At 63.6% G+C, this 19,492-nt stretch carries 20 protein-coding genes and 1 pseudogene; 8 read left to right on the top strand and 13 right to left on the bottom strand.

Translation table 11 applies throughout. The annotated features are described in order from the left end of the window. Positions 1–3 precede the first annotated feature (3 nt). From rbsD to OG874_RS42955, 5 genes are all read right to left on the bottom strand, one after another. Positions 4–396 (bottom strand): D-ribose pyranase, encoded by a 393-nt coding sequence (gene rbsD, locus OG874_RS42975; protein WP_330252747.1) that lies wholly within the window; start codon positions 394–396, stop codon positions 4–6. A 73-nt stretch (positions 397–469) separates the two neighbouring features. Next, on the bottom strand, positions 470–691 hold the full coding sequence (locus OG874_RS42970) for a hypothetical protein (RefSeq protein WP_330252746.1): 222 nt from the start codon (positions 689–691) through the stop codon (positions 470–472). A 93-nt stretch (positions 692–784) separates the two neighbouring features. Further along, positions 785–1,558 carry an ATP-binding cassette domain-containing protein gene (locus tag OG874_RS42965; protein ID WP_330252745.1) on the bottom strand — a complete coding sequence of 258 codons (774 nt, stop codon included), beginning with the start codon at positions 1,556–1,558 and terminating at the stop codon, positions 785–787. Between the two features lie 10 nt (positions 1,559–1,568). After that, the gene (locus tag OG874_RS42960) at positions 1,569–2,543 is read right to left on the bottom strand and encodes an ABC transporter permease (protein ID WP_330252744.1); all 975 of its coding nucleotides are present in this window, start codon (positions 2,541–2,543) and stop codon (positions 1,569–1,571) included. Next, a complete protein-coding gene (locus tag OG874_RS42955; RefSeq protein ID WP_330252743.1) occupies positions 2,540–3,565 on the bottom strand; it encodes a sugar ABC transporter substrate-binding protein in 1,026 nt (341 codons plus the stop codon). Before OG874_RS42955 ends, OG874_RS42960 begins: the two co-directional genes overlap by 4 nt. A 138-nt stretch (positions 3,566–3,703) precedes the next feature. Here OG874_RS42955 and OG874_RS42950 point away from each other — a divergent pair, with 138 nt between their 5' ends. Next, positions 3,704–4,708, top strand: coding sequence for a LacI family DNA-binding transcriptional regulator (locus tag OG874_RS42950; protein ID WP_330252742.1), 1,005 nt, complete (start codon positions 3,704–3,706; stop codon positions 4,706–4,708). 4 nt (positions 4,709–4,712) lie between these two features. Here OG874_RS42950 and OG874_RS42945 read toward each other — a convergent pair whose 3' ends face one another. Continuing rightward, a complete protein-coding gene (locus tag OG874_RS42945; protein WP_330257659.1) occupies positions 4,713–4,841 on the bottom strand; it encodes a hypothetical protein in 129 nt (42 codons plus the stop codon). A 62-nt stretch (positions 4,842–4,903) separates the two neighbouring features. Between OG874_RS42945 and OG874_RS45020 the strand changes: the two are divergent. Both OG874_RS45020 and OG874_RS45015 read left to right on the top strand, forming a co-directional pair. Next, positions 4,904–5,023 (top strand): annotated as a pseudogene (locus OG874_RS45020) (alpha/beta hydrolase fold domain-containing protein); the annotation flags it as partial. A gap of 15 nt (positions 5,024–5,038) precedes the next feature. Next, entirely contained in the window at positions 5,039–5,164 is a 126-nt protein-coding gene (locus OG874_RS45015) for a hypothetical protein (RefSeq protein ID WP_442943232.1), read from the top strand. 143 nt (positions 5,165–5,307) lie between these two features. On the opposite strand, the gene OG874_RS42935 is transcribed toward OG874_RS45015, so the two are convergent. Next, entirely contained in the window at positions 5,308–6,897 is a 1,590-nt protein-coding gene (locus OG874_RS42935) for an MFS transporter (protein WP_330252741.1), read from the bottom strand. A 114-nt stretch (positions 6,898–7,011) separates the two neighbouring features. Here OG874_RS42935 and OG874_RS42930 point away from each other — a divergent pair, with 114 nt between their 5' ends. Beyond that, a complete protein-coding gene (locus tag OG874_RS42930; protein ID WP_330252740.1) occupies positions 7,012–7,671 on the top strand; it encodes a TetR/AcrR family transcriptional regulator in 660 nt (219 codons plus the stop codon). Between the two features lie 469 nt (positions 7,672–8,140). On the opposite strand, the gene OG874_RS42925 is transcribed toward OG874_RS42930, so the two are convergent. The 3 genes from OG874_RS42925 to OG874_RS42915 all read right to left on the bottom strand — a co-directional run bounded on the left by OG874_RS42925 (position 8,141) and on the right by OG874_RS42915 (position 11,456). Next, the gene (locus OG874_RS42925; protein WP_330252739.1) at positions 8,141–10,360 is read right to left on the bottom strand and encodes an MMPL family transporter; all 2,220 of its coding nucleotides are present in this window, start codon (positions 10,358–10,360) and stop codon (positions 8,141–8,143) included. A 449-nt stretch (positions 10,361–10,809) separates the two neighbouring features. Beyond that, the gene (locus tag OG874_RS42920; protein WP_330252738.1) at positions 10,810–11,265 is read right to left on the bottom strand and encodes a deaminase; all 456 of its coding nucleotides are present in this window, start codon (positions 11,263–11,265) and stop codon (positions 10,810–10,812) included. After that, on the bottom strand, positions 11,262–11,456 hold the full coding sequence (locus OG874_RS42915) for a hypothetical protein (protein ID WP_330252737.1): 195 nt from the start codon (positions 11,454–11,456) through the stop codon (positions 11,262–11,264). Before OG874_RS42915 ends, OG874_RS42920 begins: the two co-directional genes overlap by 4 nt. A gap of 9 nt (positions 11,457–11,465) precedes the next feature. On the opposite strand from OG874_RS42915, the gene OG874_RS42910 reads away from it, so the two are divergent. Next, positions 11,466–11,669 carry a hypothetical protein gene (locus tag OG874_RS42910; RefSeq protein WP_330252736.1) on the top strand — a complete coding sequence of 68 codons (204 nt, stop codon included), beginning with the start codon at positions 11,466–11,468 and terminating at the stop codon, positions 11,667–11,669. Beyond that, positions 11,670–12,638 carry a UDP-glucose 4-epimerase GalE gene (gene galE / locus OG874_RS42905; protein ID WP_330252735.1) on the top strand — a complete coding sequence of 323 codons (969 nt, stop codon included), beginning with the start codon at positions 11,670–11,672 and terminating at the stop codon, positions 12,636–12,638. Between the two features lie 642 nt (positions 12,639–13,280). Here the strand turns inward: galE and OG874_RS42900 are convergent. The 3 genes from OG874_RS42900 to OG874_RS42890 all read right to left on the bottom strand — a co-directional run bounded on the left by OG874_RS42900 (position 13,281) and on the right by OG874_RS42890 (position 17,670). Further along, the gene (locus OG874_RS42900) at positions 13,281–14,612 is read right to left on the bottom strand and encodes a hypothetical protein (protein ID WP_330252734.1); all 1,332 of its coding nucleotides are present in this window, start codon (positions 14,610–14,612) and stop codon (positions 13,281–13,283) included. A gap of 142 nt (positions 14,613–14,754) precedes the next feature. After that, entirely contained in the window at positions 14,755–15,867 is a 1,113-nt protein-coding gene (locus tag OG874_RS42895) for an IS630 family transposase (RefSeq protein WP_330252733.1), read from the bottom strand. Between the two features lie 516 nt (positions 15,868–16,383). Further along, positions 16,384–17,670, bottom strand: coding sequence for a hypothetical protein (locus OG874_RS42890; protein WP_330252732.1), 1,287 nt, complete (start codon positions 17,668–17,670; stop codon positions 16,384–16,386). Between the two features lie 87 nt (positions 17,671–17,757). On the opposite strand from OG874_RS42890, the gene OG874_RS42885 reads away from it, so the two are divergent. Both OG874_RS42885 and OG874_RS42880 read left to right on the top strand, forming a co-directional pair. Beyond that, positions 17,758–18,030 carry a hypothetical protein gene (locus OG874_RS42885; RefSeq protein ID WP_330252731.1) on the top strand — a complete coding sequence of 91 codons (273 nt, stop codon included), beginning with the start codon at positions 17,758–17,760 and terminating at the stop codon, positions 18,028–18,030. Between the two features lie 1,202 nt (positions 18,031–19,232). Next, positions 19,233–19,451, top strand: a complete 219-nt coding sequence (locus OG874_RS42880; protein WP_330252730.1) for a hypothetical protein — start codon at positions 19,233–19,235, stop codon at positions 19,449–19,451. The last annotated feature ends 41 nt before the right edge of the window (positions 19,452–19,492 follow it).

Here is a 19,492-nt window from a genome sequence, read left to right as displayed (position 1 = left end):
CCATCAGCGCAGCCATGGCACGCCGGCGCGCAACAGCACGTTGGCATAGGGTGTCGCCTCACCCGTGCGAACAACGAAGCGACACTGACCGATTCGCCGCTTGAACTCTTCGTGGTCGATCAGCTCGGCGTCGAGGCGGTTGGTGAGCAGCTCGGTCGCCTCCGGGTTCGCGGCGGCGACATCGGCACTGCCCCAAGCGGCCTCCAGCGTCACTTCGTCGAGGATCAACTCGACCACCGGCACGAACCTGGGAAATCCATAGCTGATGCCGAGATCGATGACGCGCACGCCCGCCGGCACCGGTAGGCCCGAATCGCTCACGGCGAAGGTGTCGGTGTGCCGGAGGGCGACGAGTGCCGACAACAGTTCGGCGTGGATCAGTCCGCTTGTGCGCAACGCGGGCTCCATTTCATAGTGTGCTGGTGCCTCGTCCGGAAAGGCTGATTCGGTAATCGGATCGCGCTGCTGGTTACGGCCCGAGGAACAAGCGTTCGCACGGCAGGCGCGGCAGCAGCTGGCAGTCCTCGATGCTTTCGCGAATCAATTCGATTGTGTACCAGTGCTTTCGCCTCCAATCGTGGATCAAATTGCGTACCGCCGCCGCGGCGGCGGCGTAGTCGAAGACCACACCGGACACCCAGATCCGCAGGTGCAGATCACCTTCGGGTGGCAACCACCCTTCGGCGGACATGGCTTAGTTCCTTCTCAGGCAACGCATGGTAAGTAATCTTTCAGCTTCCGGCATTCGTCCGGCACTGGCGCAGGACGCGTTGAGATCGAGCAATCAGATGGCACTGGACACCGCCTCGAGGTTGCCGGGCGCGGCTCCGGTGATCAAGGCGACCAACCGGTCGCCGTCGACCGCACCCACCTTGTGCGCCGCCACCGAGCGGCCACGGCGCAGCACGACCACGTTGTCGCAGATGCGCATGACCTGCGCCAGGTCGTGACTGATGATCAAGACGGTCACCCCGCGGTCGCGCAGACCCCGGACCAACTTCTCCACCGCCGCGGTCTCCCGCACTCCCAGCGCGGCGGTCGGCTCGTCCATGATCACCATCGACTTGCCCCAGGCGACCGCGCGGGCGATGGCGATACTCTGGCGCTGACCACCGCTCATCCGCCGCACGGTGGTCCGCACGGAGGGCACATCGACATCGAGATCACGCAGGATCGCTGCGCTCTCGGCGATCATCGCCTTGCGGTTGACCACCTTGATCGGCCAGAACGGGTAGACGAGTTCCCGGTTCAGGAACAGGTTCTGCCAGACGGTCAGATCGTTGATGAGGGCGAGATCCTGATACACGGTCTCCACACCCAACCTTCGGGCGTCCTCCGGCGATCCCAGCCGCACCGGCTCACCCCGGAACAGGATCTGCCCGGAATCCGGCGGCTGAACGCCGGTGAGACAACGCACCAGCGTGGACTTGCCTGCCCCGTTGTCTCCGACCAGCGCGGTGACCTCGCCCTCGGGGATGGTCAGGGTGACACCATCCAGCGCGCGGACGGAGTCGAACGACTTCTGGAGATCACGTGCCTCGAGCATCGGCTTGGTCATAACGCATCAGCTACTTCCGAAATCGCGAGATCGCCGCGGCGAGCAGCAGTACCGCGCCCACCGCGATGGGTTGGTAGTACTGCGAGATACCGAGGATGGTGAAGCCGTTGATCAGCGAGGTGAACAGGACCGCGCCGCACACCGTGCCGAGTACCGACGCCTTGCCGCCGCTGAGCGACGAACCGCCGAGCACTACCGCCGCGATCGAACTCAGCAGATAGGTGGTCTGCAGGGAGGGATCGGCCCCGCCGTTGCGAGCGACCAGCATGACTCCGGCGACGCCGCACAGCAGGCCGCACGCGCTGTAGGCCAGCAATCGGATGCGGCGCACCGGAATACCGGTCTCGCGCGCCGAGTCGATACTGCCGCCGGTGGCGAGCAGATGCGTCCCGACCCTGGTCCGGAACAGGACGCCCGCCACACCGAGCGCCGCTACGACGGCCAGCAGCCAGAACCACCGGATCGGCCCGGCGCCATCGAGCGCGAGACTCTGCAGGAATGATGAGTTCACCGCGACGCTGTTGCCACTGGTGAGCAGCAATGTGCAGCCGCTGAGCACGCTCAGCGAACCCAGCGTGACCACGAAATCGGTCATCTGGAAGCGTCCGATCAGCAGGCCGTTGACCACACCGACCGCCGCGCCGCCCAGAATCGCCACCACGATGCCCGCCGACACCGGATATCCGTGGCTGGTCAGGTAGCCGAGTAAGGCCGCCGACCACGGCAGCGTCGCGCCGACCGACAAGTCGATTCCGCCCACCACGACCGCGAACTGCTGGCCGAGCGCCAGGACGGTCAGGATCGTCGAAGCGACCAGCAGGTCGTCGATATTGCTCGCGGTCAAGAAGTTCGGCGTGGCGATGAAGAATGCCAGCCACACGATGACCAGAGCGATGGGCGCGGCGTATTCGGCCAATTTGGCCGGGATGCGCCGGTCTCCGCGCCGCTCGGGCGCGATCCGTGCGACCGCCACTGCGCTGCTCACTTGTTCACCAACCCCACCAGCCCCACCAGTGGATTGTCGAACGTGGCGATGGGCCGGGGGAACGCGGTGATCTGCTGATCAACATTGTCCTGGCCGATGAACGCGATCGGCGCCACCACCCGGTCCGGAATGCTCTTGCCCTGATGCAGTGCCAGGCAGCCCTGGACCGCGAGTTCGCCTTCGGCATAGGGATATTGGGTCACCGTGCCGTACAGGGTGCCCGCCTTGACCGCGGCGAGAGCAGCCTGGATGCCGTCCACCGAGATCACCTTGATCTGGCCGGTGCGGCCCGCGTTCTTGATCGCCTGCGCGGCGCCAAGGCCCATGGTGTCGTTGGCCGCGAAGATACCGGTGACATCGGGATGTGCCTTCAGGATCGCCTCGGTGACCGACAGTGCTTTGTCCTGCTCGTAATCGGCGGGCGCGCGCTGCACGATCTCCAATTTGCCCGCGACGGTATCGGTGAATCCCTTGTCCCGGTTGATCCCGTTCTGCTCCCCGGCGATGCCTTGCAGCACAATCACTTTCCCGGTCCCGCCGAGTGCCTCGAGCAGCTTCTCCCCCGCGATCCGGCCCGCGGCCAGGTTGTCGGAGCCGATGAAACTGGCGTAGTCGACCCCGGCCTGCTTCGAGGCGTTCGCGTCGATCTGAGTGTCCAGGTTGAGGATGGGTGTCTTCTTGCGCGCCACCGGAACCAGTGGCGTGATCACGTTGGTGCCGTTCACCGGTACGACGGCGAAACAGTCGTAGCCTTGCCCGGCCAGTGTGGAGATCTGCGCGTTCTCGCCGTCGGCATCGGTCTCGGACTGCCCGGCCTGCACCGACACGTCGACGCCGAGTCGCGATCCCTCGGCCAGCGCGCCGTCACGCAGCGCGGCCCAGTACGGGTTGGTGAAGTTGCGGGTGACCACCGCGATCTTGAAGTCGGCGGCGGCAGTGTCGCCGCGTCCACAGCCGGTGGTGAGCGCGATCGTGCTGAGCAGGGCCATAACGGCGAGCACGTACCTGGATCGAGAGTTCATGTGCTGTTCGACCTATTCTGAAAGCGATTCAACTCGTGTTGACAACACGAGTTGATGTGTAGTGTGTGACGTGTATCACGTGCTGTCAAGAGTTCATGGCGCAGTTGGCGAGAATTACCTCCGACGACAGGAGATCCGATGGCAGTTACCCGAGCCGATGTCGCCCGGCTCGCGGGCACCTCTCCCGCCCTGGTGAGCTATGTCCTCAATGGCGGCCCGCGCCAGGTCGCACCGGCGACGCGCGCCCGAATCGAAGCCGCCATCAAGGAGCTCGGCTACCGGCCCAACATGGCGGCGCGCAGCCTGCGGATGAACCGCGGCCACGCACTCGGCATGGTCATCCCCGACGGGGCCAACCCATTCTTCGCCGAACTGTCCGCGGTGGTCGAGGCGGCGGCCTTCGCCAAGGGGTATCCGATCATCATCGGCAATGCCGCGGGCGACGAGGCCAGGGAACGCGCGTACGTCAGCGCATTCATCGACCGTCGGATCGAAGGGCTGCTCGCGATTTCGTCAACCTGGAAGTCGGGCATCGCCGACGAGTGCGCGGCCGCGGGTATGGCACTGATCGCGGTGGACCGGATCATCGACCCGGCCCGCTGCACGCACGTCATCTGCGATTCGCTTACCGGAGCCAGCACCGCCGTGAACCACCTGATCTCCCACGGGCACCGCCATATCGCCTGCCTCAGCGGACCACATGTGTCGACCGCCGATGAGCGGGTCGCGGGTTACCGCCAGGCGCTGCAACACGCCGGATTACCTGAAAACGTCATCGTGCGTGCCGAATTCGGCGGCGCCGCGGGCTATCGAGCCCTCGCCGAAATCATGAACGGCACACCTCGACCGACCGCGGTCTTCGTGACCAGCGACCTCCAGGCAATGGGCATGCTGCGCGCCGCATACGACGCAGGCCTGCGCGTCCCCGAAGATCTCGCGATCGTCGCCTTCGACGGCATCGAGTACTCCCGCTACACCCGGCCAGGACTGACCACCATGGTCCAACCGACCCGGCGAATGGGGGAACTCGCGGTGGAACTGCTGCTGGAACAGATCGACACCGACTCCACCGAGATAGGCGTGCACAGGCTCGAGGCAACATTGCGGACCCGCGGTTCCTGCGGTTGCGCCGACGATTTCTAGACGATCAGTCGTCGAGTAGTCGCCATGCGGTGAGGGCGAGCCTGGCGCGGATCAGTCCGGTGGGCTCGGTGAGTTCGATGCCCAGCGTCTTTCCGAGTTGTTCGAGTCGGCGGGCGACGCTGCTGTGGTGCAGGTGGAGCAGGTCGGCAGCGCGGCGTAGGGAGCCGGTGGTGCAGTAGCGTCCAGCGTGTCCAGATCATCTCACCGTACGCCGCCCCGGCTCGCGCCACTGATCTGTCCGGACTGCCACCGGCCTATATCGCCACCGCGGAGTTCTGTCCCTACCGGGACGAAGACATCGACTATGCGCTGCGGCTGCTGCAGGCGGGAGTGTCGGTCGAGCTGCACCAGTGGCCCGGCACATTCCATGGCTCGCAGGCGATTCTGTCCGCCGAGGTGTCGCAGCGGCAGATCGCCGAACTCGCCGCAGCCCTGCACCGCGCACTTGCCGAGTGAGGTGCTAATCAGTGAATCCCCCGGCAACCGATCGAGGCTACCGGGGAGACTCACCAGTTCAACGGCTCCTCGGATCACGACAACGGAACGTAGGCACGCCTGTCGAGGCGTGCCTACGCTGCCAGATTCCGCAGTCAAGCGGCTCAGCCGACTGCCACCACATCCTTGGTCAGCTCGACGTGTGAGACGACGGGAGTCGACCTACGCCGTGCCGGGAGGATGACCGCGACGGCGACAGTGCCGACGGCGAGCACGATTGCCGCGATGAGGCTGGTATGCGAAACGGCATGGGCGAAAGCCGCATCGGCGGCGGACACGAGTTGCGCGGCCTGATCATGCGCCCCGGCCGCGTCCCCATGCTGGGCGACGATCAGCGCGCCGCCGATGGAGTCCTGGACGGCATCGGCTGCTTGCGCCGGGAGGCCGGTGACGGCCGGCGCGATTTCCGAGCGGTAGGCGCTCGAGAGCAGGGACCCGAGGATCGCGATGCCCAGCGTGCCACCGAGTTCGACGGAGGTGTCGTTGACGGCGCCGCCGACGCCGAGCAGTCGTTCGGGGAAGGCGTCCATGATGGTGTCGGTGGCCGGGGAGACACTGAGACCGATCGCGAGCCCGAGCAGAACCAGCGGCCCGACAAATGTCGCGTATCCGGAATCGGCATCGACGCTGACCAGCAATGCCAGTGCCACGATGCCGAGCAGCATGCCCGCCACGACCATGGTCCGCAGGCCGAGGCGAGGAGTCAGCACACCGGTGATCGCCGCGCCCGCGAAGACCGCACCGGCCAGCGGCAGCAGCCGGATGCCGGTGTCGAGCGCGTCGAATCCGAGCACGAACTGCAGATGCTGGGTGATGTAGTAGATCGAGCCGAAGGCGGCCAGGAAGAACAGCAGCACGGCCAGATTCGCACCGGCGAACGCACGGATGCGGAACTTGCGGATATCGAGCATCGGGTTGGGGTGGCGCAGTTCCCAGGCGATGAATGCGGCGGTCGCGACGGCCGCAATGAGACCGGCGACGATCGCGGCGGCATGCCAGCCGTTGCGCGGGCCTTCGATGATCATGTAGACGAGCGCCGCAACGGCGACCACGGACAGCGCACCGCCGGGCAGGTCGAGTCGCTGCGGGGTGTGGGCTCGCGACGGGGGAACCACCGCCAGCGCCGCGGCGATCGCGAGCACCGCGATGGGGACGTTGATCAGGAAGGTCGACGCCCAGCCGTGGTCGGTGAGCAACCAACCCGCCACCAGCGGACCGATCGCGATGGCCAGGCCGGTGGTCGCCGACCAGATCGTAATGGCCACGGCGCGTTCGCGTTTCGGAAAGGTCGCCACGAGCAGTGAGAGCGTCGCCGGCATGATCATCGCGGCGGCGATGCCCATGATCGCGCGCGCCGCGATCACCCAGCCCGCGCTGTCCACGACCGACCCAAGCACCGCGCCGGCCGCGAACACCGCGAGGCCCAGAATCAGCGTGCCGCGGCGGCTGTACTTGTCGCCGATCGCGCCCATGAGCAGCATGAGGGCGGCGTAGGGGATGGTGTAGGCGTCGATGACCCACTGCAGGTCCTGGCTGGACAATCCCAGGTCGCGGGTCATATCGGGGGCCGCGACGATCAGCGAGGTATTGGTCATGACGCCGATCAAAACGCTCAGGCACAGCACAGCGAGCGCGGCCCATCGTCGGCTGTATACGTGGCCCGGTTCCACCGGCGTGGTTACTAGCAGTGACATGTTCGGCCCTCTCACTAAGATTCACACCGTTGTGCAATTTCACGTCGATGTGCAATCTACGAGATTTGCACAGCAACGTGCAACCGTGCGACCCTGCTCCGTGAAGGGACTCACATGCCAACCACCAGAACCATGACTTCATCCGCACCGGCGGGCGCACGCGCACAGGCCAATCGGCGGCGAATTCTCGATGTCGCCGCCGGTGAGCTGGCACGCAATCCGGCGGCCAGCATGGAAGAGATCGCCACTGCCGCAGGTGTCGTACGCCGGACCCTGTACGGCCATTTCCCCACCCGCGACGCGCTGATAGACGGCATCCTCGACCTCGCGTCGGAGGACATCGCCCACACGCTGCGCACACTGGAAACCGATGAGCCGGTGGCGGTCACCTCGGCCCGGTGCACGATCGCACTCTGGCGGGTCGGCGACAAATACCGACTGCTGTTCAAAATGACGGATACGAATCTGGGGCCGCGGATCGAGGAGCGACTGGCCCCGGTGCACGCGCACGGCTCCGCCATATTGCGCCAGGGGCAGCGCCTCGGGATCTACTCCGATCACCTGCCCGCCGAAGTACTTTCGCGCGCCCTCTCCGGACTGGTCCTCGCCCTGCTCGAGGCACGCCACGACGGCATCTGGACCGAGCCCGATCCCGCCGTAGCAGCCGCCCGCCTCTGCCTCATCACCTCGGGCGTGCCCCCCGCCGAAGCCGATGAGATCTCCAGAGCAGCAGCGGAATTGGAGAACACCCAGGCGGCGGCCGAGCAGCTGTAGCCGGCGACGGGCCTCGCCGCTGAATCGGCCGTCTCAGATCGCGTCGCGAACCTTCCGCACGGCGGCGCCGAATAGGTCGTCGAAGGTTGTCCGGTCGGCCGCGCCGGTCGGATTCTCCGCATGCACAGCGACAGTCGTGCCGCCGACTACCGCGTGTCCGGTATACGAGCTGGTCGTGACGGACTTGTCGGCGGCACTCGACTGGAAGTGGTGTGGTAGGCGAGGGCGCCGACGCCGTTCGCGGCGCCGGGTAGCACCGCGCTCACGGCTGCGACAGTCCCCAGTGTTTTGTTCGTGTCGTGATAGTCATCGTGCTTCCTCAGCGGTTGGATTCGAACGGTTCGGTACCGAGCACCAGCCGTAGCCCCGAGATGCCGGAATGCACTTGGGCGTAGGCGAGTTCGTGGCTGATATCGCCGATGTTGTTGACGATGGGCAGCGAGAAGCCCAGTGCCGCATCGACCGGGTGTCATGATTCGGTCGTAATAGCTTGTGGTACTTCGGCTTCCGTGCCTTGTGCGATTCGCCGTTCGAGTTCGGCGCCTTCGATATCGAGGTCGGGGACGTAGCGGGCGAACCAGCCAGGGTGGTACCACATGCGGTTGCCGATCAAGGCCATGACGGCGGGCACCAGGGTCAGGCGGACGACGAAGGCGTCGAGCAGAACGCCGACGGCGAGGGTGAACGCCAGCGGTTTGACGATCGGGTTGTCGACGGTGGTGAAGGCGACGAAGACGGCGAACATGATCAGCGCGGCGGCGGTCACGACACGCGCCGAGTGAGCGACGCCGTTCTGTACCGAGGTGATCGCGTCGCCGGTGCGGGTGTGTTCCTCTTTGATCCGGGACACGACGAAGATCTGGTAGTCGCTGGACAGGCCGAAGATGATGGCCAGGATGATGATCGGCAGGAAGCTCAGCGTCTGCGTCTTGGTCGCACCGAAAAGGCTTGCACCCCAGCCCCATTGGAACACCGCGACCTGGGTGCCGAGCGCCGCGAAGACCGACAGGATGAATCCGACGATCGACGACAGCGGCACCAGCACGGTGCGGAACGCGATAGTCAACAACACCAGCGCCAAACCGACGACGACGGCGAGGAAGACCGGCAGCGCGCCGGCGAGCCGGTCCGAGGTATCGATATTGGCCGCCGTGGTGCCGCCGACCAAATAGCTTGCTCCGGTGCCATTTTCGATCTCCGCACGGTCGTCGCGCAGCCGGTTCACCAGATCGGCCGTCGCGGTGTCATCGGGACCGGTCTTCGGTACGACCTGGATCAGCACCAGACCGTCCGCGGTCCCGGCGGGCTGCACCACGGCGACATTCGGCTCCTGCCGCAACCGGCCCATCAGCGTTTGCGCGGCATCCGGGCTTGTCGCGTCGGTCAGGTCGGTCACCACCAGCAGCGGGCCGTTGAATCCCGGGCCGAACTCCTTGCTGACCAGGTCGTATGCCTTGTGCGCGGTACTCGATTCCGGTTGCGACTCCCCGCTCGGCAGCCCGAGATGGATGCCCGTGACCGGGACGGCAAGAACCGCAAGCACGGCAATACCGAGCACCAGCACCGGGATTCGGAATCGGGTCACGAACCGCCCCCACGCGTGCCCGGCCGTACGTTCGGGTTCGTACGCGGCGATCCGCGCCACTTCCTCGGCCCGGCCCGGGTGCAGCGGCGGCGAGATGAACCGGGCGACCGTGCGACCGGCGAAGCCGAGCAGCGCGGGCAACAGCGTCAACGCGACGAGCATCGCCACCAGCACAGCACCCGCCGCGGTCAGCCCCATCACGGTCAGGAACGGGATGCCGGCGACCGCGAGCCCGCACAGCGCGATGATCACGGTGACTGCCGCGAATACCACCGAACTGCCCGCGGTCCCCACGGCCAGCGGAATCGATTCCGCCGCAGACATTCCCAGCACGATGTTGTGCCGGTGCCGCGACAGGATGAACAGCGCGTAGTCGATTCCGCACGACAGACCCAGCATCAGCGCCAGCGAGGTCGCCGCCGAGGGCACATCGACCGAAGCCGCAACGCCCAGAATCCCGGTGAGCCCGATGCCAACGCCGATCAGTGCGGTGATGATGGGCAGGCCCGCGGCGACCACGGCACCGAAGGTGATCAGCAGCACGATGAACGCGGCGACGATACCGATGATCTCCGGGGTTTCCGGCAATTCGGCCGTGAAGCCGGGATACACCGCACCGGCGAACTCCACCTCGATACCGGCGTCCCGCGCCGGACCCGCGATCCGGTCGACATCGTCCAAGGTCTGCTCGGTGACCTCCCCCGCCGCAACCGAGAACTGCACACTGCCCAACGCGACCCGCTGATCCGGCGATACCGCTTGGGACTGGAACGGATCGATAACGGCAGCGACCTGCGACAGCCCCTTGAACTCGGCCAGCACCTGCTCGATCTGTGCGTTCGGCTGCGCGTCGGTCACCTTGGCCATACCGGGCGTGGCGAAAACCACCTGCATCTGCGCACCACTGAAGGCGGGCATTCGTTGCTGCAGCAACGAAACAGCATCCTGCGACTCGGTGCCGGGAACGGTGAAATTATCGGACGTCTTACCGCCCGTACCGACCGCGAACCCGATCGCACCGGCCAGCAGCACCACCCACACCGCCAGCACCCACCAGCGACGACGCACCACGAACTGACCAAGAGCGAACAGATACCGAGACATGCGGGTCCTCTCGTCGAGCCACCAACCGAGATCTCACCAACGCGATCACGCGCGATGCCGGTACGATAGCACGCTAGATGACGATTTCGTCATAAACGGTGCAATGGTCAGCAACTCTACTTCAGCGGCCGCCGCACCCCGCAACGCTTCATCGGTGCCGCCCCGGTCAGTCGCTGGAAGCGGTCGAACCCCCAGGACCGGGAGTGAGGGTGCTGCAGGAGATCAGCAGACGCGCGGCGAAGACGCCCGGGCAGAACTTCGGGTCGACTCAGACGCGCGACCACACGGTCGCAACGCCGAACAAGACGGTGCCCAACGCGCCCTCTCGCCCCGCCGATGAGCACACCGGAACGACCGTCACTGCCGCTGTCGACGCCGCGACCGATAACCTTGTTCGATCACATACCGCCGCAACCGAATACCGCATTCCCCCCAACAGCCGCGACCGGCTACGACAGGTCGAGGTGCTTGTTCATCGACATCGCAGCGTCGGCCAGCTCAGGCAGTTCGATCACGCTGACGCCGTTCTCCTTCAACTTCTCGACACCGATGCAGTCCTCCACGAACGTCGACGGTTCACGCCAAGCGATCACGACCACTGGAATACCAGCCTGCAGAATGCGATCCGTGCACGGCACTCGTGTCTTGGTGGCCCGCTCCGAGCATGGCTCCAGCGTGCTGTAGATCGTCGCACGCTTCAGCCGCGGATCGTCCGCGTCGAGCTTGTCGAGCGCGGATTCCTCGGCGTGCACCTTATCGTCGGTCTCGCGGGAGTAGCCGGTCGAGATCTCCGCGCCGTCGGCGACGATCACCGCGCCGACAGAGAACGCGCCTTCCACGACCGGGCACAGCTCGGCGAGCTCGATGGCCCGGTTCATCCAGTGAGTGTGGTCGAGCTCGGTCACCTGTCGGTCTCCTTCAGTGGTTGGTAGCGCAACAGCGCGACGTCACCGATCTGGGTGACGTCCAGCAGATGCATCCTGCGCGTAGACCTGCTGGGGAAGGTCGCCGGGTTTGTGAAACGCGGTGCTTCCGGGTCGCCCACGAGTGTGGGCCCGATCGCGATCTGTAGTTCATCGGCGAGCCCCGCCGACAAGAATTCGGTGTGTATGTGGCTGCCGCCTTCGACCATCAGCTGCTCGACCCCACACCGGACCCTGCCGCGTTGGCTACGGTGAAGCGTCGTGCCTGGGAACGGATCACGGGCTGGACCGGTAGTACACGCCAACGCAGCCCGGAGGACTACTTCCTGACGCACAAGCAGGAAATCCACGATCATCTACTCGCCATGAAAGTGCAGGTCAGATAAGTGAAGCTGCTGGTCACCGGGGGTGCGGGTTTCGTCGGCGCCACCGTCACGAGGATGCTGATCGACGCCGGACACGAGGTAGTCGTGGTCGACGACCTCTCCCGCAACGACGACCGGCAGATTCCCGACGGCGCGAAGTTCATCCAACTGCGCGTCCACGACGTGGCGGAAGTCCTCACCCCCGGTGCCGGGTTCGACGCCGTGCTTCACTTCGCCGGACTCATCGCGGCCGGTGAGTCGATGCATCATCCCGAATGGCATTGGGACAACAACACCCGCGCATCGCTCGCGCTGCTGGATGCGATGCGCGCCGCCGACGTCGGCAAGCTCGTGTTCTCCTCCACCGCGGCCGTGTACGGCGAGCCGACCGAGCTGCCGCTGGTCGAAACCTCACCGACGAACCCCGTCAACACCTACGGCGACACCAAGCTGGCGGTCGACCGGGCGATCACCACATTCACCCGCGCCTTTCCGTTCGGCGCGATCTCGCTGCGCTACTTCAACGTCGCGGGCGCCCACGACTGCGGCGACGGCACCATGATCGGCGAACGCCACTATCCCGAAACCCACCTGATCCCACTCGCCCTGGATGCCGCGATCGGCCGAGCCGACAAGTTCTCGCTGTTCGGCGACGACTACCCCACCCCCGACGGCACCTGCGTACGCGACTACATCCACATCACCGACCTCGCCCGCGCCCACCTGCTCGCCCTCGAGGCCATCCACCCCGGTGAGCACAAGATCTACAACCTCGGTAACGGCATCGGCTTCTCGAATCTCCAGGTCATCGAGGCGATCCGAGGGGTCACCGGCATGCCGTTCGAGGTGGAGGCCGCGCCGCGGCGGCCGGGTGATCCCGCGACCCTGTACGCCTCATCCGAGCTGGCGCAGCGCGAGCTCGGATGGGCACCCGAGAAGCCGGACATCGTCGATATCGTCCGTGACGCCTGGCGATTTCATCAGCAATAACGCTTGTGAAAGGCTCCGGCTGGATGCGACGAACCGGGGCCCATACGCAAACGGCCCGGGCTGCCTGCGACGAGGAACGCGACGCTGGCAGTGCAGAGCGCGAGTGACGGCGGGGGTTGTGGACCACAAGATAGAGTCAGCCGGGGCGGAGTTGATGCCTATGCACCAACGCGCGTTACTCACACTGCACGGAAACAGGTAGGTAAAAAAAATATAAGCAGTAGGTGTGCGGTTCATACTTCTGCAGAGTGTCTATCTGCCCTCGCTAATCATTTTACTGAAGGCATCGCTTGTCTTAAATATATGTCGCGAGAGGGCTCGTCCGAGCCCTTTCTTGTCAATGAATTCTTGGAAAGTTAACCCCTCCTTTGCGGCGCAATATTGCCATCCTGCAATCACTGCAGCGAAAGGGATATTCTTTCTCTGGAGTTTGCGCGCACTAGTAGCATTGGTGGAGCATTCTGAGCTGCGGATTCCGTGTTGGTAAAAGAAGTCGGTGGTTGGCTCGTCGCGAGCCTGCTGCGTACTCTGTGCGTACGCGTCTGGCCGTGGTTCTCACCTCCTCAAGGGTGAGAACCATGGTAATGCCGTCACAGGTCCGCCAGCTTTCGAGGCCCAAATGTGTAGGCATCAACCAATATCTTAGACGGCACCCTTGTCGTTCTGCTGAGCGTTTATCTCCCATTCCTGACGGAGATCCTCCAATCTGTCGTCGAGGCATTCTCTGATCAGGATATATTCCGGCGAAAATAGCAAGTCTATCTTGGATATGTACCCCTCTGTTATCGCCTCCAGTACAGCCTCATGAAGCTCATCACATCGATTCAACAGCGCATATTTATGAAGGGGCGACGCTAGTCTGTGGTTCCATTGCAGAGCCTCCAGTCCGTCCTGCGAGTAATCTATTCCTTCCAGTGTTAAAGATGACCATGTTGCAACATCGACGCCACGGACAAACTCATCGCTCAGCGGTGGTCGACATGACCCTATGATACGGGCAATTCGGTATTGTTTCCGATCGATTAAGTCCCACTGCAATGTAGTAATCCAATGCAGCACTTTCGACTCTGTACTTGATTCAGCGCGGGGACCAATACTCGATGGTTCCGATGTGGTTTGGTTGACCGACAGCCCTATGCACAGACGCGTAGCTGCGTTCAAGCAGGATTCAATGCCCCTGAGGATATCCTCCTCGCGGAGCTCAATCAATTCGCCTTCGGATTTCATAGCTGACTTTTGACCGATCTCTGACATGCGGTCGATAAGCTTCCGGTCGACTCTGCCACCAGAGTGCACTACGCAGTTTCTGATGGCAGATAGGGCACATATGTGACGCCACGGTTCGTGCCAGTCCCATCGCTTGCGAGGTAGCGGATTACCGCTGTGCCTAGTCAATTTCTCTAGCCAAGCCGTAATTGGCTCCTGCAACTCACTCTCGGCCTGTCGACTCGCTATCTTCTTCAGTATCGATCTGCGATCGGACAGGTCGACTATTTCATTCAAAGATATTGATGGATTTCCTGAAATCGCCTTTGGCTGTCTAAAGTAGATAGTTTCTAGCAGTGCGCCTGCGAACGTCTCAAACGAGGAGTATATGGATACAATCGCGGCCGAAAGCATATAATCCCGACTTTTCGGACGCGTGGTTCCAGTCGTTACTGATTGAGTAATAAAGAGGGCGGCACGCGCCGCCTCGCTATTGGAAAACTGAATCACTCTGGACTTTTTTTTCGCGGTCTCGCCGTCTGATTTCTCGGCTACTTCGAATAATGCTGACGTGATTTCCTTTAGGTAGTCATCCAGCTCATTGTTTTGCTCCACGTTGAGGTATTTCCTCACAGAGTGGAGTTTGGAATCTGGTCGATCGCTAGTGAATAGTGGCGAGTTCACCCACTCCAAAGATAGCTCAATCGTATAGACAAAACGGATATACGTATCCCAGATCTCCTGGATGAGTTCCCTATTACCGTCCACGTAGCGATTGTACGAATACCGCGACAGTTCCGATACTCATTTTGCCCTGCTAGCTGTATGAGGCCCGACCCACTGCCACGATACTCCCGGGGTTCGTTGACGACAGGCAATCTCACAGGGGTGAAACTTGTCTAGTGCCTCATCAAGCAACCTTCGGTAGGTAATCCGGGTGCCGGATCTTCGAGTTGACGGCGAAGTCGCGAACGGGTCCGGCGTGCTGGTTACGCCACCGGATGTAGCCGCCGATCGCGTCGTCTTGTTCACCGTGGCTGCGGTGGTCGGTGCCGTTGAGTGCAAAGTAGCGCAGCGCGGCGAACTCGCACTCGATGCGGTTCAGCCAGGATGAGTAGGTGGGCAGGAACACCTGCTCGATCTCGTTGGCAGCGCACCATTCCCGCACTTCGCGGCGCTTGTGGACGGAGTAGTTGTCCAGGATCAGGTACAGCTTTCCTTCCGGCCAGCGAGCTCGCAGGGACTTGAGGAAAGCCAGGAACTCGGTCCATCGTTTCCGGTCGCGGATGCGGTAGTAGAGCTGGCCGGTGGCCAGGTCCAGCGCGCCGAACATGTGCCGCACGCCCTGGGTACGGTGATACGTCGCACGCAGCCGCGCCGGTCGACGTTTCGGGAACCAGCCGCGACCGGGCCGAGGCTGCAGGTTGAGTGGCCCGAATTCGTCCACACAGACCACGCGGCCATCGGCGGGCGGATAGTCGTAGAGGTCGAGCACGCGGGTCATCTTGGTCGTGAACTCGGGGTCGTTGCTGGCTTTCCAGGTCTTGGTGGTCTGCCAGGACACCCCGCCGGATTTCAGGATCTGCCGCAGGGTCTCGCGGCTGATGTCCGCGATCCCGTTGATACGCAACACATCCGCAAGTTTCGACAAGCTCCATACCGAAAACGGCCAGCCCAAGTCCAGGGGGCAGCACCGGGCGATCTGACAGATCCGATCACGCGTCGTCTGATCGGTCTTCGCCGGCCTGCCCCCTTTCCATTTTGGGTCCAGTGCGTCGAACCCCTTCTCGTTGAAGTCGTGGATCACTTGCCGCACATACGATTCCGACACCTGCATCAGCTTCGCGATCAGCGGCACCGGCTGATGCTGCGCCGAGGCCATCACCACCACTGCCCGCCGCATCCGCACCGGCTGCTTACTGCGCCGCGCGATCTGCTGCAACTTCCGCCCCTCCTCCGGGGACACCGCTCTGACAAACACATCCGGCTTCCGAGCCACCAGCACCACCTCCACCGGCAGCATCACCGCTCACCGCCCCGCGATCAACCCGCCACCCCGACAGTTACCGCATCAACCTTCCCGGACAAGGCACTAGCTCTGCGGGGCGGCCCGTCCTCTCGCGAAACTGATGGCGGGCGCGTGTAGCTTAATCCGGCGTCGGCGACCGGAGGTTCTGGCCTCCTGACTGCTCTCCCTGGCCCTTCCTCCGAAGGCTTAACGAGTACGGATCGGCGGTTGCTCAAGGGTGGCCGTAGGCCATCGGTGTAACCGATGCGATGCAGGAGACCGTTGAACGGCCGTCGGTCCGTACTCACACTGTCCAGCCGAGGAATATCCCTATACGTCAAAGTCGCGGGCGTCGACCTGACCCAAACCGTGCCGGGCCAGCTGTACGGGCGCGCACCACCGACGGCAGCTGGCTCGGCCTCGTCGCCTTCTCGATCCCGACAAGCACAGCCACGTCGATGCCGCCGGTGGTGCACAGCGCGCGCCCTATCGGAACCGCAATTGAGCGAAGTCCCGGCCAGTCTGGGCCGTTCAGATAGCGAGAACTCGCGAAGCGGCCTCATCCAGCTGACGAACGGCGCTGGACTTCGACCGCGGTGCCAGCATCGCCCGTGTATCCAGATAGACCTCACGCAGGCGCGGTGAAGTATTCACCGTAGCCAGCCGCAACGCTTCCGCCGCTGAATCGCACGCGCGGTCCAGGTCGTCTTGCACGGTGAGTTTGGTCAGATGCAGCAGAGCCAGCGCCTTATCCCGCACATCCGTAGCGGGAATGCGGTCGATCGACGATTCCATCGTGTCCACCGCGGCGCGCGCCTCGCCTGCCTTCTCCAAGCTCTTGCTGCTGAGCAGACCAGTTAGCCAGTCGCTCATGTAGTACGCATACGACTTGTCGGGTGTCGTAGGTTCCGCGTGCTCTCCTGAAATCCGATCCAGCAGCGGCCACGCCTCTTTCGCGCGCCCGGCATAGGCGTACGCCTGCGCCGCCTGCAGAAGCACGTAGTCGGCCATCCGGGGATCGTGAACTGGAAGCCTGAGCGCCACGTCCGCGAAGTCCGCGGCGTCGTTGTAGCGGTCGGTCCAGATAGCGAGCTGTGTGCGGTGGCAGACCATACCGACCGCGATGTCATCACTCTGCACTCGGGCAGCCAAGTCGAACGCCTCGAGGAACAGCCTGTCGGAGGTCTCGTACAGCCCCTGGTCCCAAGCTGCCCAAGCGCTGCTTGCTGTGGCCTCGCTGGTCAGCGACTGGAGTTCGGGCCGCAGAGGTTGTGGGCAATCCCCCAGCAGCGTCTCGCACGTTCGTTTAGCCGCCTCGATGAGCGGCTGCGCAGCATCGGACCCCATCTGATCATCCAGCAACATCGCGGAGTGAAGAGAGCTACGCAGATGGCCGATGCCCTTCGTGGTGACGGTGGGCGCACCGGTCCGACGCAGCGTTGGCATCGTTGCGACTACCGCCCCGGTCGCGGCAATGAAATCTCGCCGATTCACGTCAGGGTCTCCCATCAGTTCGCGAAACCGATCTTGCGCCCCATAGTCCGCGTCCCTGAGCAAACTGTCCAGGCCGGATTGGAACGCTATCCCGACGGTGACGTCGAGTCGGCTCTCCCAAAAGCTTACGGTTCGCTGGCCACACTGGAGTTGGTCGGCCAACTGGCGTTGAGTCAGCCGCAGCGCGGCGCGCAATCCCTTGACGTGAGCCCCCGTCCACGCCGTCACGTTCCCCACGATGCCCCCTGCCTGCCGGTAGTCATTGCTACGGATTGCTAAGACCTGCGTGCTCTTTACCTTCCGCCGAACATCCTCCTCCGGCAACCCTTGTTGTGTACCCGGAATCGCACTGGCACAGCACTTTTCCGGATACGCGCACCCGATAAGAATCCAAATCTGGGGAGGTCTGCGATGCCGAGCCGAAAACTGCCGAAGCGCGCCGGTCCATTCGGGCCGCGCCGTCCAGTCTTCTGTGACGTGCCGTGTGAGGTGATCGCCCTCTACCGCGACGCCCTCACCAATTGGGACGCCACACCCGAACCGAACTCCTGTGAACTATCCAGCGATGAAATGGCCCGTATCGGCAACGCACTCGCCGAATGGGCGAACCCAATGCGGCCCGGTGGCGGGGTGCCATGTCCCCCGTCACCGGTGCCAGTGACGCCAACCGAGGCGGCGCAATGAACCCCGCCCGCCGAACTCGTTGCGGACGGCTTACGCGAATGGGACTCCAGCACACTGCGGCAGTCTGCCGACGTCCCGGTCTCAGCCACCGACCACAGCACCGACCGCGGCCCAAGGGATTGAACTCAGTGGAGCACATACCTTTCGGGGACACACCACGGTCCCGCTGTCACTTCTACCGGCGGGTGTGCGATCTGCCCGCGAACATCGACCCACCTCACCTCGGTCGAATCGTCATGAAGGTCGAACATGTGTGGGCGTTGACCATGCCCGCTCATCTCGGCCAAGCCGTGAAAATCCATATGCAGCAGCGCGGTTCGGACCTTGGGCCGGTGTCCTCGCATCCACGCGCGAACCGGTGGACATACTTGATCAGGCCGGACATCCCCGATGACGTGAGCCTGTTCGCTGAGATGTACCGGCTCGATGTCTCGGTGGTGCGCACAGGTGGCACCGTGGCGTTACCCTCGCCCGCCGACAAAGGTACGCAGTTCCGACGCTGGATCGAACCACCCCGCTGCACCTTCCGGCCCTCAGGCCTTGCAGTGGTCGACGCGATACGTGCATGCTCCGGTCCATATCGGCCCGTACGGCGGAGGGCCGCTCATGCCTGAATGTGACTGTGGGCCATGGATAAAACTGTCCATGTACGGGATCGGGACATTCAGTAGCAAGACCGGGGAGTTACTGTCGGTAACATATCCGTCCCGGTTCTGCATGACCATGGCTCCGCTGGTCGATGGCCGAATCGGCGACCATGACGGCGTCGTGGCCATGCTGTCACTATTGCCGTGTCCGTGGATCGGTGTGCGGGTAATTGATGACACCGCCGACTTCGTACCGGATCCCCCGACGCAGGCTCGGCAGTCATGAACGCAAATACCCTGGTTCTCAGGACAGTTGGTGTTCTCTCGCGCGACGTGAGCGGTCCGCATCTGTTGCGGGATGAACGAGTCATCACCGAGTTGGCACAGCGACGCGGCTACATCTTGAGCGGGCTGGTCACACCATCGGCGATGACACTTTCATGCCGACCACACTCATCGTCGCGACAGCGCGCAGCAAAGAAGCGGCAGCGGTTATCGCGCCGAGCATGGCCCACTTCAACAGCCGCGTACGTGCTATCGCTTTGGCGTGTGACCTGATCACGCCAACCAAGTTCGTGGCCTGCACCGGCACCGACCGATTACGGAGCCCGAGTCATGAGTGAACAGGCTTCCCCGCGCCCGGACGATCCTGATGTGCATCTGTCAGTGTTCCTGCACGGTGCCCGGTTCGACTTCACCGCCTGCCTCACCGCCGCATTGACTTTCGTGCACGAGCACCAGGCGCGGCACTACGCCGATGCGGTCGCAATCGACCTCGGCGATACCAGCTGCTATCCGCGCCTACCTTGCGAGCGCCTATACCTCGGCCCATGAGATGAGAGACTGACCGACAACGAGCAGCGACGAGAATGACG

Origin of the sequence: Nocardia sp. NBC_00565 (genome assembly GCF_036345915.1) — a bacterium.
In the GTDB taxonomy this organism is placed as follows: domain Bacteria; phylum Actinomycetota; class Actinomycetes; order Mycobacteriales; family Mycobacteriaceae; genus Nocardia.
Note: the sequence above shows the minus strand (reverse complement) of the source record. Positions and strands in the feature narration are given on the sequence as shown.